Below are 13840 nucleotides of genomic sequence, written 5' to 3'. Positions count from 1 at the left end.
ACGTAGTGCCTCTTCTTCGAGGTGCCCTGACCCTTTCCACTGTCTCCCACCGAGCGCTGTGCGGTGCACTCGGGGTCGGCCAAAGGGCTCTGTGATGGCACGCAGTGCCGTCTTCTTCTCAACATCCTGCACCCTCCACGCGGCGGCGGTCACCCCCCGGAACCGCTGTCGCTGCCGGGGAGTGTCACGGCACCTCGCAGACGGTGATCCAGGGCGGTGCACCGGCGGCCGGCCGAGACCGTACGGACTGCCTGCCCTATCGCCCTCCGCGATCCCACGAGCACCACCAGACGCTTTGCCCGGGTGACGGCGGTATAAAGCAGATTGCGCTGGAGCATCATCCAGGCACCCGTCGTGACGGGAATCACCACCGCGGGATACTCGCTGCCCTGCGAGCGGTGGATGGTCACCGCGTAGGCGTGGGCCAGCTCGTCCAGCTCGTCGAAGTCGTAGGCCACCTCTTCGTCCTCGTCCGTACGGACCGTCAGGCGCTGGTCCTCCGTGTGCAGCGCGGTGACGACGCCGACCGTGCCGTTGAAGACGCCGCAGGCGCCCTTCTCGTAGTTGTTGCGGATCTGGGTGACCTTGTCGCCGACGCGGAAGACCCGGCCGCCGAAGCGCTTTTCGGGGACGTCGGGCCTGGCGGGGGTCACCGCCTGCTGAAGCAGCCCGTTGAGCGTGCCGGCGCCGGCCGGGCCGCGGTGCATGGGCGTGAGCACCTGCACGTCGCGGCGGGGATCGAGGCCGAACTTCGCGGGGATGCGACGGGCGACGACGTCGACGGTCAGCTTCCCGGCCTCCTCCGAGTCGTCCTCGGCGAAGAGGAAGAAGTCACTCAGGCCGTGGGTGACCGGCTGTGCCCCCGAGTTGATGCGGTGCGCGTTGGTCACCACGCCGGACTGCCGGGCCTGCCGGAAGATCCGCTTCAGCCGCACCGAAGGGACCGGCCCGGGCTCCGCGAGCAGATCCCGCAGCACCTCGCCCGCGCCCACCGACGGCAGCTGGTCCACGTCCCCCACGAGCAGCAGATGTGCGCCCGGCGGAACCGCCTTGATCAGCTTGTTGGCCAGGAGCAGGTCCAGCATCGACGCCTCGTCGACGACCACCAGGTCCGCTTCGAGCGGGCGGTCGCGGTCGAACGCGGCGTCGCCGCCGGGCTTCAGCTCCAGCAGCCGGTGCACCGTGGAGGCCTCCGCGCCCGTCAGCTCCGAAAGCCGCTTGGCCGCCCGGCCCGTGGGCGCCGCGAGCACCACCCGCGCCTTCTTCGCACGCGCCAGCTCCACCACCGAGCGCACCGTGAAGGACTTGCCGCAGCCCGGGCCGCCCGTGAGCACCGCGACCTTCTCACTGAGGGCCAGCCGAACCGCCTCGCGCTGCTCCGGTGCCAGCCGCGCCCCCGTACGCTCCGCGAGCCAGCCCAGCGCCGCCTCCCAGTCGACGTCCTGGAACACGGGCAGCCGGTCCTCCTGTGCGTGCAGCAGCCGGCGGATCTGTCCGGCGAGCGACAGCTCCGCGCGGTGGAACGGCACGAGATACACGGCCGTGAGCGGCTGCCCGTCCTCGCCCGGCACCGTCTCCCGCACCACGCCCTCCTCCTCGGCCGCGAGCATGCCCAGGCAGTCGATGACGAGACCCGTGTCGACCTGGAGCAGCTTCACCGCGTCGGAGATCAGCCGCTCCTCGGGGAGATAGCAGTGGCCCTGGTCCGTGGACTGCGAAAGGGCGTACTGGAGGCCGGACTTGACGCGCTCCGGACTGTCGTGCGGGATGCCGACGGCCTGGGCGATGCGGTCGGCGGTGAGGAAGCCGATGCCCCATACGTCGGAGGCCAGCCGGTACGGCTGGTTCTTCACCACGGAGATCGAGGCGTCGCCGTACTTCTTGTAGATCCGCACGGCGATGGAGGTGGAGACGCCGACGCCCTGGAGGAAGACCATCACCTCCTTGATGGCCTTCTGCTCCTCCCAGGCCGCCGCGATCTTCTCCGTGCGCTTCGGGCCGAGGCCCGGGACCTCGATCAGCCTGCGCGGGCCGGCCTCGATGACCTCCAGCGTGTCCGTCCCGAAGTGGTCGACGATGCGCTCGGCGATGCGCGGGCCGATGCCCTTGATCAGGCCGGAGCCGAGATAGCGGCGGATGCCCTGGACGGTGGCCGGCAGCACCGTCGTGTAGTTCTCCACGGTGAACTGGCGGCCGTACTGCGGGTGCGAGCCCCAGCGGCCCTCCATGCGCAGCGACTCCCCCACCTGCGCGCCCAGCAACGAGCCGACGACCGTGAGCAGTTCGCCGCCGCGGCCGGAGTCGACCCTGGCCACGGTGTATCCCGTGTCCTCGCTGGTGAAGGTGATGCGCTCGAGCACGCCCTCGAGCACCGCGTTCTGGAAGGACATGTGACAGACCGTAAACCCGGCCGCCGACAATCCGGCAAGCCTGTGGAAAACCCGGCCGGGCGGCTGCGCCGGGCCTCGGTCACAGCGTCGGTCACGGCTCCCGCCGCGTTCCGCGGCCGCGCCTCGGGCCCAAGTCACGATCACATTCCGACCCCTTGTGCGAAGACGGCCCCCTCGCTTCTCATGGCGGATGTAATCGTTACCACCGGATCCTCACCGGACCACGAAGCAAGGCGGGCACGGCAGTTGACCAGCATCAAGGACGTCGCATCCCGTGCGGGGGTCTCGGTCGCCACGGTCTCCCGGGTGCTCAACGACCACCCGGCCGTACGCCCCGGCACCCGTACCCGAGTGCTGAGCGCCGTCACCGCGCTCGGCTACCGCCCCAACGCCGTGGCCCGCTCCCTGAGGACGCACCAGACGCACACCCTCGGGCTCGTCATCAGCGACGTGCTCAATCCGTTCTTCACCGAACTGGCCCGCGCCGTCGAGGACGCGGCCAGGGAGCGCGGCTACAGCGTCGTCATCGGGAACGCCGACGAACGCGCGGAGCTTCAGGAACACCACGTGCGCACGCTCCTGGAGCGCCGCATCGACGGGCTGCTGGTCTCCCCCACCGACGGCGGCAACGCCGTGATCCGCGACGCCGCCGCCGCGGGCACGCCCATGGTCTTCGTCGACCGCTGGATACGCGGCCTAGACGTGCCCGTCGTGCACGCCGACGGACGCGCCGCCGTGCACGACCTCGTCGCGCATCTCCACGAGCTGGGCCACCGGCGTCTCGCCATCATCGGCGGCCCCAGCGAGACCACCACGGGCGACGAGCGCGTGGCCGCCTTCCGTGCCGCGCTCAAGGCGCACGGGATGCCGCTGCCTCCCGAGTACACCGGCCAGGGCGACTTCCAGACCGAGAGCGGCAGACGTGCGACCGCCGCCTTCCTCGACCTGCCCGAGCCACCCGATGTCGTCTTCGCCGCCGACAACCTGATGGCGCTCGGCGCGATGGACGAACTGCGCCACCGCGGAATGCGCGTGCCCCACGACATCGCGCTCGCCGCGTTCGACGACATCCCCTGGTTCCTGCACACCGATCCGCCGATCACGGCGATCGCGCAGCCCACGGGCGAGCTGGGCCACCGCGCCGTCGAGGCGCTGATCGACATCGTCGAGGGACGGATCGCGGAATCCGTCACCCTCACCGCCCGCCTTGTCACGCGCCGCTCCTGCGGCGAGAGCGAAGGGAACGGCCGTTGACCCCCCTGACCGAGCCCGGCGCCCCGCCTTCACCGGCGCGGGAACTGCTGCGCACCGAGGGCATCCGCAAGACGTTCCCCGGCGTCGTCGCCCTCGACGGCGTCGACTTCGCCCTGCGCGAGGGCGAAGTCCACGTGCTGCTGGGCGAGAACGGCGCCGGGAAGAGCACCCTCATCAAGATCCTCTCCGGGGTCCACCGCGCCGGTTCGGGGCGCGTGCTGCGCGACGGGAGTCCCGTGCGCATCCACGACGCGGGAGACGCGGAGCGGCTCGGAATCGCCACCATGCACCAGGAGTTCAACCTGGTGCCCCGGCTCAGCGTCGCCGAGAACATCTTCCTCGGCAGGCAGCCGCGGCGCTTCGGGCTGGTGGACCGCGCCCGCATGGAGGCCGACGCCGCCGAGGTGCTCGCACGCGTGGGCGTGGACATCGCGCCGGACGTGCCCGTCGGCGAACTCGGCGTCGCACGCTCGCAGATGGTCGAGATCGCGAAGGCGCTGAGCCTGAGCGCCCGCGTACTGATCATGGACGAGCCGACGTCGGCGCTCACCGCCGACGAGGCGGAGAAGCTCTTCGGCCTCGTACGGCGACTGCGGGCCGACGGCGTCGGCATCGTCTTCATCACCCACCACCTGGAGGAGATCGCCGCGATCGGCGACCGCGTGACGGTGCTGCGCGACGGGCGCAGCGTGGGCGAGGCGCCGGCCTCGGCGTCGCGTGACGAACTCGTACGGATGATGGTGGGGCGCAGCATCGAGCAGCAGTACCCGCGGCAGACGGGTGCGGGCGGCACGTCCGGCACGACGGACAGCGCCTCCGGCGGCACGGACGGGAGCGCGGGCGGTGCGGACCGGAGCGCGGGCGGAGGTGACGGTGCGGGCACCGGCGGAGGTGACGGTGCGGGCGGTGGCCCGCCGCTGCTGCGGGTCTCCGGGCTCACCCGCGCGGGCAGCTTCTCCGGCGTCGGCTTCGAGCTGCGCGCGGGCGAAGTCGTGGGCCTCGCGGGGCTCGTGGGCGCCGGACGTACGGAGGTGGCACGCGCGGTCTTCGGCGCCGACCCGTACGACTCGGGCACCGTCGAGGTGCTGGGCGAGCGGCTGCGCAAGGGCGACATCAACGCCGCGCTCGCCGCCGGCGTCGGCCTCGTCCCCGAGGACCGCAAGGGCCAGGGCCTGCTGCCCGACTCCTCCGTACGGGACAACCTCGGTCTGGTCACGCTGGCCCGTGCCAGCCGCGCGGGCTTCGTGAACCTCTCCGGGCAGGAGGAGTCCGCGGGCCGCATCGCGGAACGGCTGGGCGTCCGCATGTCGGGGCTCGGCCAGCGGATGAGCACGCTCTCCGGCGGCAACCAGCAGAAGGTCGTCATCGGCAAGTGGCTGCTCGCGCAGAGCAGGGTGCTGATCCTCGACGAGCCGACGCGCGGCATCGACGTCGGCGCGAAGGTCGAGATCTACGAACTCGTCAACGAACTCACGGCGTCCGGGCACGCCGTGCTGATGATCTCCAGCGACCTCCCCGAGGTGCTGGGCATGAGCGACCGCGTCCTCGTGATGGCCCAGGGCCGCATCGCGGGCGAACTCGGCGCGCGGGAGGCCACGCAGGACGCGGTGATGCGGCTGGCCGTCGGCACGGCGCACGGGCCGGACCCGTCCCCTCCGCCGACGAAGGCGGAGGACGGGATCCAGGACGGGGACGCGACCCGGGACGAGGACAAAGCCAAGGACGAGGGCAGGACCGGGCCCGGGACCAAGGGCACGGCCAAGGACAAGGCCACGGCCCAGAACAAGAGCAAGGGCAAGGACAAGGGCAAGGGCAAGGCCCAGGACAAGGAGGGCCTCCGTGGCCACTGACATCCACAGCAGCAGGGGGCACGGCCTCGGCAAGAAGTCCTCGGACGGCCCCGACGGCCCGAAGGGTCCCGACGGGCGGGGCCCCGGCGGCAGTTGGCGCGACGCCCCGCCGCTGCTGCGCAAGCTGCTGCTGGAGAACGGCGCGCTGAGCGGACTCGCCGTGCTCGTCATCGCGCTGGCCGTGATGTCGCCCGACTTCCTCGGCACGCAGAACCTGCTGAACGTCGGCGTACAGGCCGCGGTCACGGCGATCCTCGCCTTCGGCGTGACCTTCGTCGTCGTAGCGGGCGGAATCGACCTGTCCGTGGGTTCGGTTGCGGCGCTCTCGGCGATCATGCTCGGCTGGACCTCCACCAAGGAGGGCCTGCCGGTCTGGCTCTCGGTGCTGCTCGCGGTCGGTACGGGCGTCGCCTGCGGCCTCGTCAGCGGCGGGCTCATCGCGTACGGAAAGCTGCCGCCGTTCATCGCGACCCTCGCGATGCTCTCGGTGGGGCGCGGACTGTCGCTCGTGCTCTCCGACGGCACGCCCATCGCCCTGCCCGCGTCCGTCGCGACGGTCGGCGAGACGCTCGGCGGCTGGTTCCCGGTGCCGGTGCTGGTGCTGGTGGTGATGGGCGGGCTCACCGCGCTGGTGCTGGCCCGCACCTACAGCGGCCGTGCGATGTACGCGATCGGCGGCAACGAGGAGGCGGCGCGGCTCTCGGGGATCCGGGTGCGGCGCCAGAAGCTCGTCATCTACGCGCTGTCCGGCGCGTTCGCCGCCGTCGCCGGGATCGTGCTGGCCTCGCGGCTGGCGTCGGCGCAGCCGCAGGCGGCGACGGGTTACGAACTGGACGCCATCGCCGCCGTGGTGATCGGCGGAGCGAGCCTCTCCGGGGGCGTCGGAAAGGCGTCCGGGACGCTCGTCGGCGCCCTGATACTCGCCATCCTCCGCAATGGTCTGAATCTGCTCGAAGTCTCCATCTTCTGGCAGCAAGTCGTCATTGGGGCGGTGATTGCCCTCGCCGTACTACTCGATACACTCCGTCGTCGCGCATGACCCCTGTGCACCGGAAGACGGGCACGCGGTCGAGCACTTCGGTCACTTCGTTCATTTCGTTCACTGCCGTCGACTGCAAGGAATGCAGCAATGAGCAAGCGCAAGAGCACGATCGCCGTAGTGAGTGCTGCGGCTCTGATATGCGCGGCCGCCACCGGATGCGGAAGCGGCTCCGGCGGGTCCGGGGAGAAGAAGGACATCAAGCTGGGCCTCGCCCTCTCCACCCTGGACAATCCTTTCTTCGTGGAGATGAAGAAGGGCGCCGAGGCCGAGGCCAAGTCCCAGGGAGTCTCCCTCAACGTCCAGGACGCACAGGACGACGCGTCCCAACAGGCCAATCAGCTCCAGAACTTCACCAGCCAGAACGTGAAGTCGATCATCATCAACCCCGTCGACTCCGACGCGGCGGCGCCCTCCGTCAAGGCCGCCGACAACGCGGGGATCCCGGTCGTCGCGGTGGACCGCACGGTCAACAAGGCGAAGATCGCCACGACCGTCGCGTCCGACAACGTCTCCGGCGGCCAGAAGGCGGCCAGGGAACTCGCGAAGCAGCTCGGCGAGCAGGGCAGCGTCCTCGTGCTCCGCGGCCAGCCCGGCACCTCCGCCTCGCGCGAGCGCGGCAAGGGCTTCATGTCGGCGATCAAGAAGTACCCGAAGATCAAGATCGTCGGTAAGCAGGCCGCCGACTTCGACCGTGCCAAGGGTCTCGACGTCACCACCAACCTCCTCCAGTCCCACCCGGAGGCCACCGGCATCTTCGCCGAGAACGACGAGATGGCGCTGGGCGCGATCAAGGCGCTGAGCGGCAGGGCCGGGAAGCAGGTCAAGGTCGTCGGCTTCGACGGCACCCCCGACGGCTTCAAGGCCATCAAGAAGGGCACCCTCAACACCTCGATCGCCCAACAGCCCGCCGAGCTGGGCAAGATGGCCGTACGGAACGCGATCCGCAAGGTCAAGGGCAGCGACCCGGACAAGGAGATCATGGTCCCGGTCGTGACCGTGGACAAGAAGAACGTCGACCGGTACTCCTGACCGGCCGTACGAACGCCCGCCCCGGGCCCGCCCCGGTCCGCGCCCCTCTCGGCGATGGCCGACGGGCGGGCAGACCGACGGGGGCGGGCAGGCGGGCAGGCGGGCGGAGCACAGTGAAGCACCGACGACAGCAGAAGAAGGAGCCAGACCCCGAATGAAGAAGTCGGGAATCCTCAACCGTCATCTCGCGGGCGCACTGGCCATGCTGGGCCACACCGACGGCGTCGTGGTCTGCGACGCGGGCCTGCCGATACCCGTCGGGCCGGGCCTGATGGTCGTCGACCTCGCCTTCCGGCCGGGGGTGCCGCCGTTCGCAGAGGTCCTCGACGGTCTGCTGGACGAGCTCGAAGTCGAGGCGGCCACGGCCGCGTCCGAGGTCGAGGACGCCAACCCGGAGACGTCGGCGCTGCTGCACGAGCGCTTCCCCGACCTCGAACTCGTCCCGCACGACCAGTTCAAGGCCCGTACGCGCCACGCCCGTCTCGTCGTGCGCACGGGCGAGGTCAAGCCGTACGCGAACGTGATGTTGCGGTGCGGGGTGCCCTTCTAGCGCCGGCCTTCTAGCGCCGGCCTTCGAGGGGCGCGCGGGGGACGGCGCCGGTGGCGCCGTCCCCCTTCCGTCCGTCCTCGTCGCGGCTGCCGTCGTGCCGGCCGTCCGCGTCCCGGCCGCTCTGGTCCCGTCCGTCCCCGTCGTCCCCCGCCTCCCAGCGCAGCAGGTCTCCCGGCTGGCAGTCGAGCGCCTCGCAGAGCGCGGCGAGGGTCGCGAAGCGAACCGCCTTGGCACGGCCGTTCTTGAGCACCGCGAGGTTGGCGGGCGTGATCCCCACGCGGTCCGCCAGCTCGCCCACGGACATCTTCCGCCTGGCCAGCATCACGTCGATGTCGACGGCGATCGGCATCAGATCACCTCGTCCAACTCGGCCTCCATCCGCGCCGCTTCGACATCTCGCGCGACGGCCTGGGCGAGCAGCATCCGCAGCACGAGCACGATGAGCGCGACCCCCAGGATGGCCACGCCGATCCCTCCCATGATGACGGTGACGCCGGGGTCGGCCCGCTGGCCGGGCGCGTTGACGACCGTGACCGCGAACCACACGAGGGCGGCCGCCACGATCGCGCCGATCACGACGTCCACGTACCGGAAGGCGGCGTGGGAGAACACGGTTCCGCATCGCACCATCGTCACCAGCCGCCATACGCAGACCAGCACGACCTGCACCGTCACCAGGCCCACGATCGTGATCACGCGCAGCGCGGTCAGCGGGAGCGAGCCGTCCTCCGGGTCGTTGCCGCTGGCCAACGTCCACGCCATCAATGCCTGTACGAGCACGGTGCCGACGGACAGCACCACGATCACGGCGCGCAGCGCGTGCACTGCCAGCTTTCCCATCGCCCCTCCTCCACTCGAACCGCGATGGAAATCTATCGAGAATCGATAGCCTTTGGCAAGTCTCCAAGGCGCCGTGCGGCGAGCCGTCGGCCCGGGCGCGGCCCTGGGCGAACTCGCCCTGGAGCAGGGAGGGTTGACCGCGTCTAAACTGAGTTCGCTGGTTCTGGCTGTTCGCCGCGGGGGCGGCGTTGGAGCTTGGGGGGTACGGGGGATTGGGTTACGTTCTGCCGGGCTGGCTGGATGAGATCCTCGATTTCATCGGGATCAACTGGCCCAACGTGGACGAGGACGACTACCGCGAGATGGCCGATGCCATGCGGGAGTTCGCCGAGAAGTTCGAGGGGCACGGCGGCGAGGCGCACGCTGCGGTGAACCGGATCCTGGCTTCCAGCGAGGGCTACGCGGTCGATGCCCTCAAGGAGCACTGGGGCAAGGTCAAGGGGTCCCACCTGGACAAGGTCCCCGAGGTGTCGCGGCTGTTCGCGACGGCGTGCGACGTGGTCGCGGACATCGTCTACGGGATGAAGGTCAAGGCCGAGATCGAACTCGGGGCGATGGCGGCCTCGATCGGTATCTCGATCGGGCTGTCCGTGGTCACCGGTGGTCTGTCGGCGCTGATCGGCGCGGCGGAGACAGCCGCGATGCGGGAGTTGATCCGCCGCATCATCAAGGAGGCCGAAGAGGAGATCGTCTCCCGGCTGATGGCCGAGGTCACCGAACCGGTCACCGGCAAGCTGGAGAAGATGACCGAGGACATGATCCTCGATCTCGCCGACGACGCGATCCACCTGCCGCCCGGCGAAGGCGGTGGTGGCGGGGATGCCGGTGGTGATGCCGGCGGGGGCGGCGGCGGTCACGGTGGCGGCGGCAAGGGCGCCATGAACCTGGCGTCAGCGGACGGGCCCTCCGGCGGTGGGGGCACCGGCGGCACCGGCGGAGGCGGCCGGATGCGCATCGATCCCGACGAGTTCGACGACGGCGCCGAGAAGCTCTCCCGCCATGGCTCCGACCTGCACACCAACTCCCTTGCTCCACTGGGCCGTGCGAAGGGCGCCTTCGGCCGCGCCCGCGGCCGCGACCCCTTCACGCAGGCCTTCGACGGCGTCCTGCACGGCGCCATCAACGGCACCGAGAAGGCCCTGAAGAAGGTCGCCAAACACGTCGGCGAGGGCGTGCCGGGCGGGGTCCGCTCGATGGCGAAACGCCACCGCGACAACGAGAGCTCCGTCGCCGACTCGATGAAGGCGATCACCTCGCGCAGCGACGGCAGGGGTCCCGGCGGCCTGCCGAGCGGGCCCGACCCAGCAGGCAAGAACTCCGGCGGCAAGCACAAGCCGCCCTCGCCCGAGCTGTCCGCCAAGGGCCGCAACGCCGGCGACAGGTGCCTGGGCGGCGACCCGATCGACATGGCCACCGGCGAGGTCTTCCAGCACCAGACCGACCTCGCCCTCCCTGGCGTGCTGCCGCTCGTGCTCGAGCGCACCCACATCTCCGGCTACCGCAACGGTCGCTTCTACGGCCCCTCTTGGGCGTCCACCCTCGATGAGCGCCTCGAAACCGCCGAGGACGGCAAAGAGTTGTGGTGGCACCGCGTCGACGGCTCGTCGCTGCGCTACGGGCACGTACCGGACATGATCGGCGAGCAGGTCCATCCATACGAGGGCCACCGCATCCCGCTGACCTGCGTGCAGGGTTCCAGCGGCTGGGACCTCGCCGTCACCGATCCGCGTACGGGCCTGACCCGCCGGTTCCTCCCGCCCGGGGACGGCACGCAGGGCGTCTGGTGGCTGACGGAGGTCGAGGACCGCAACGGCAACGGCATCAGCGTCGACCGCGAGGCGGACGGCACCCCTACGGCGGTCCGCCACGACGGCGGCTACCACGTCGAGGTCACCACCGACGACGGCCTCGTATCCGCCGTCGCCGTCCGTACCCCCGACGGCCCGGTACAGGTGAAGGCGTACGCCTACGACGAGGACCGCAACCTGACGCACATCGTCAACTCGTCAGGTCTGCCGATGGTGTTCGGCTACGACGCCGACCACCGCATCACCTCGTGGACCGACCGCAACGATTCCACCTACCAGTTCGTCTACGACGAGCGCGGCCGCGTCACGCGCACGGTCGGCCCGGAGGGCTACCTCTCTTCCCAGCTCGAGTACGACTCCACCCGACGCGTCACCCGCTACACCGACTCGCTCGGTGCGGTCACCGCCTACCACCTCAATCACCTCGGCCAAGTCGTCGCCGAGACGGATCCGCTGGGCAACACGGTCCACAGTGAATGGGACCGCCACGACAACCTGCTCTCCCGTACAGACGCGCTGGGCCACACGACCCGCTTGGAATGGGCCGAGAACCACGTCGACTTGATAACGGTCCACCGCGCCGACGGCACCCGCACGACGACCACTTACAACGGACAGCACCTGCCGACCGAGATCGCACTCCCCGACGGGGCCATGTGGCGCCAGGAGTTCGACGGCCGCGGCAACTGCACGAAGGTGGTCTCCCCCGACGGAGCCGTCACTCGCTTCACCCATGACGCGACCGGCGCCGTCACCTCCAGCACCGACGCCCGCGACCAGCAGACGCGCATCACGAACAATCCGGCGGGGCTGGCCGTCACCCTCACGGACCCGGGCGGATCCGAGACGGCATGCGTCCGGGACTCCTTCGGCAGGACCACGGCGGTCACGGATGCCGTGGGAGCCACCACCCGGTTGGAGTGGACGGTCGAAGGCAAGCCCTCACGCCGTGTGGCCCCGGACGGCGGCGAACAAGCCTGGACTTGGGACGGAGAAGGCAACTGCCTCTCGCACACAGGTCCTGACGGCGGCGAAACCCACTTCGAGTACACGCACTTCGACCGGCTGGTCTCACGCACCACGCCCGACGGTGCGATCCATGCCTTCACTTACGACACCGAGCTGCGCCTGACCCGGGTCATCGACCCTCACGGGCTCACTTGGGACTACGTCTACGACCGTGCGGGCCGCCTCGTCGCCGAATCCGACTTCGACGACCGCGAGATCGCCTATCAGCACGACGCCGCAGGACGTCTGGCATCCCGCGTCACACCGCTCGGGGAGACCGTCCGTTACGAGCGCGACGAACTCGGCCGCGCAGTCAGCAAAGATGCAGCCGGGACGGTCACCCGCTACACCTTCGATCCGCTCGGCCGGCTCCTTCGCGCGGAGTCGCCGACCTCCACTCTCGCCTCCCAGTACGACGTCTACGGGCGCCTGCTGGCGGAGACAGTCGACGGGCGCACCGTCCGGAACGAGTACGACGAACTCGGCCGTCGGGTATCCCGGACCACACCGACGGGGGCACTGACCACCTTCACCTACGACATGGCCGGGAACCGCAATTCGCTGGCGACGGACGGGCATTCGGTCGACTTCGTCCACGACCGGATGGGACGGGAGGTGGAGCGGGCCTTCGGCGATGCCGTGGGGCTGACCTCGGCCTGGGACCCGCTGGGCCGCCTCACGAGCCAGGAGCTGACGAAGAGTACCCGTACTCAGCGGTCACGCTCTTACGCTTACGGACCGGACAATCAACTCGCCTCCGTCGCCGAGGTGGTCACCGGGTCAAGTCGGCATATGGAGCTGGACCCGGTCGGGCGTCCCCTCACGGTCTCGGCGGACGGCTGGACGGAGTCCTACGCCTACGACCGGGCCGGCAACCAGATCGAGGGAACGTGGCCCGAAGGCGCAGGGCACACAACAGCCCGCGGCCGGCGCATCTATTCAGGTACGCAAATCGTCTCCGCCGGAGCGGTGCGCTACGAACACGACGACGCCGGGCGCATGACCCTGCGGCAGAAGGCCCGCCTCTCGCGCAAGCCGGACACCTGGCGCTACGAGTGGGACGTCGAGAACCGGCTGACCGCCTGCACCACACCCGACGGCACACGCTGGACCTACGCCTACGACCCTCTCGGCCGCCGCACCGCCAAGTACCGCCACAGAGCAGACGGTTCGCGTGCCGACGCGGTCTACTTCGCCTGGGACGGCACACGCCTCGCCGAGGAGTCCGACTCCGTCACCGGCGTCACCCTTACCTGGGACCATGAAGGGCACCGGCCCCTGACCCAGTACGAACGCAAACCCCTCACCCAGGGCCAAGTCGACTCCCGCTTCTTCGCGATCGTCACCGACCTGGTCGGCACGCCCACCGAACTCGTCGACGAACAGGGCGACATCGCGTGGCACACCCGCACGACCGTGTGGGGCACCACCACTTGGAACCGCGACGCCACCGCGTACACGCCTCTCCGCTTCCCCGGCCAGTACGCCGACCCGGAAACGGGCCTGCACTACAACCACTTCCGCCACTACGACCCGGACACCGCCCGCTACGTCTCACCCGACCCGCTAGGCCTCGCACCCGCGCCCAACCCGACCGCCTACGTTCTCAATCCGCACAGCTCGCTCGACCCGCTCGGCCTGGCCTCGTGCGACAGCGACACGGTGACGGTGTACCGCAAGCAGACCAGCCATCCGCTCAGCCAGCGGGTGCATATCGGTGAGAACGGAGAAGTCGTGATCGGTGGGAAGGGGAAGCTGTACCTCAACATGAGCGGCGACATCAGCCACACGACGGACTTCAGAGGCGACAGCGGTCAGATCATTGCGTTCGACGTGAGCCGTGAGTACAGGGACTCTCTGAGAGACGCAGCTCTGCCGCAGGACAAGAGCGATCACCCCGACGGGGACGCGTTCACCAAGGCAGAGTGGAGGCAGCTCCTGAAGGAGTACCCCGAGATCTCCGACCCGACCAAGGGGCCCGACCTCTACGGGGTCTCCGACAAGCTGCTCGGAGACTTGAGAGCAAACATCGTTCCCGGCTCAGGCCGAGTCATCCAAGAAGGTTGAGA

General features: G+C 69.9%; 6 protein-coding genes and 2 pseudogenes. 5 read left to right on the top strand and 3 right to left on the bottom strand.

Features of this window, described 5'->3' with window-relative positions:
* Nucleotides 1–149 precede the first annotated feature (149 nt).
* Entirely contained in the window at nt 150–2390 is a 2241-nt protein-coding gene (locus HCC61_RS01100) for an ATP-dependent RecD-like DNA helicase (protein WP_169133303.1), read from the bottom strand.
* 246 nt (nt 2391–2636) lie between these two features.
* Between HCC61_RS01100 and HCC61_RS01095 the strand changes: the two genes are divergently transcribed.
* The 4 genes and pseudogenes from HCC61_RS01095 to rbsD all read left to right on the top strand — a co-directional run bounded on the left by HCC61_RS01095 (nt 2637) and on the right by rbsD (nt 8115).
* Nucleotides 2637–3644 (top strand): LacI family DNA-binding transcriptional regulator, encoded by a 1008-nt coding sequence (locus HCC61_RS01095; protein ID WP_169133302.1) that lies wholly within the window; start codon nt 2637–2639, stop codon nt 3642–3644.
* Nucleotides 3641–5494, top strand: coding sequence for a sugar ABC transporter ATP-binding protein (locus HCC61_RS01090; protein WP_240968340.1), 1854 nt, complete (start codon nt 3641–3643; stop codon nt 5492–5494). Before HCC61_RS01095 ends, HCC61_RS01090 begins: the two co-directional genes overlap by 4 nt.
* A 112-nt stretch (nt 5495–5606) precedes the next feature.
* Nucleotides 5607–7565, top strand: a pseudogene (locus HCC61_RS01085) (substrate-binding domain-containing protein).
* A gap of 154 nt (nt 7566–7719) precedes the next feature.
* Nucleotides 7720–8115 (top strand): D-ribose pyranase, encoded by a 396-nt coding sequence (gene rbsD, locus HCC61_RS01080; RefSeq protein ID WP_169133301.1) that lies wholly within the window; start codon nt 7720–7722, stop codon nt 8113–8115.
* 139 nt (nt 8116–8254) lie between these two features.
* On the opposite strand, the pseudogene HCC61_RS01075 reads toward rbsD, so the two are convergent.
* A pseudogene (locus HCC61_RS01075) lies at nt 8255–8464 on the bottom strand (helix-turn-helix transcriptional regulator); the annotation flags it as partial.
* Nucleotides 8464–8955 (bottom strand): DUF2975 domain-containing protein, encoded by a 492-nt coding sequence (locus HCC61_RS01070; protein ID WP_169133300.1) that lies wholly within the window; start codon nt 8953–8955, stop codon nt 8464–8466. The gene HCC61_RS01070 and the pseudogene HCC61_RS01075, both read right to left, overlap by 1 nt.
* A 212-nt stretch (nt 8956–9167) precedes the next feature.
* On the opposite strand from HCC61_RS01070, the gene HCC61_RS01065 reads away from it, so the two are divergent.
* Nucleotides 9168–13838, top strand: a complete 4671-nt coding sequence (locus HCC61_RS01065) for a DUF6531 domain-containing protein (protein WP_169133299.1) — start codon at nt 9168–9170, stop codon at nt 13836–13838.
* Nucleotides 13839–13840 lie beyond the last annotated feature (2 nt).

Source organism: Streptomyces sp. HNM0575 (genome assembly GCF_012726265.1).
Lineage (GTDB): Bacteria > Actinomycetota > Actinomycetes > Streptomycetales > Streptomycetaceae > Streptomyces.
This window is presented reverse-complemented; position numbering and strand designations above follow the sequence as displayed.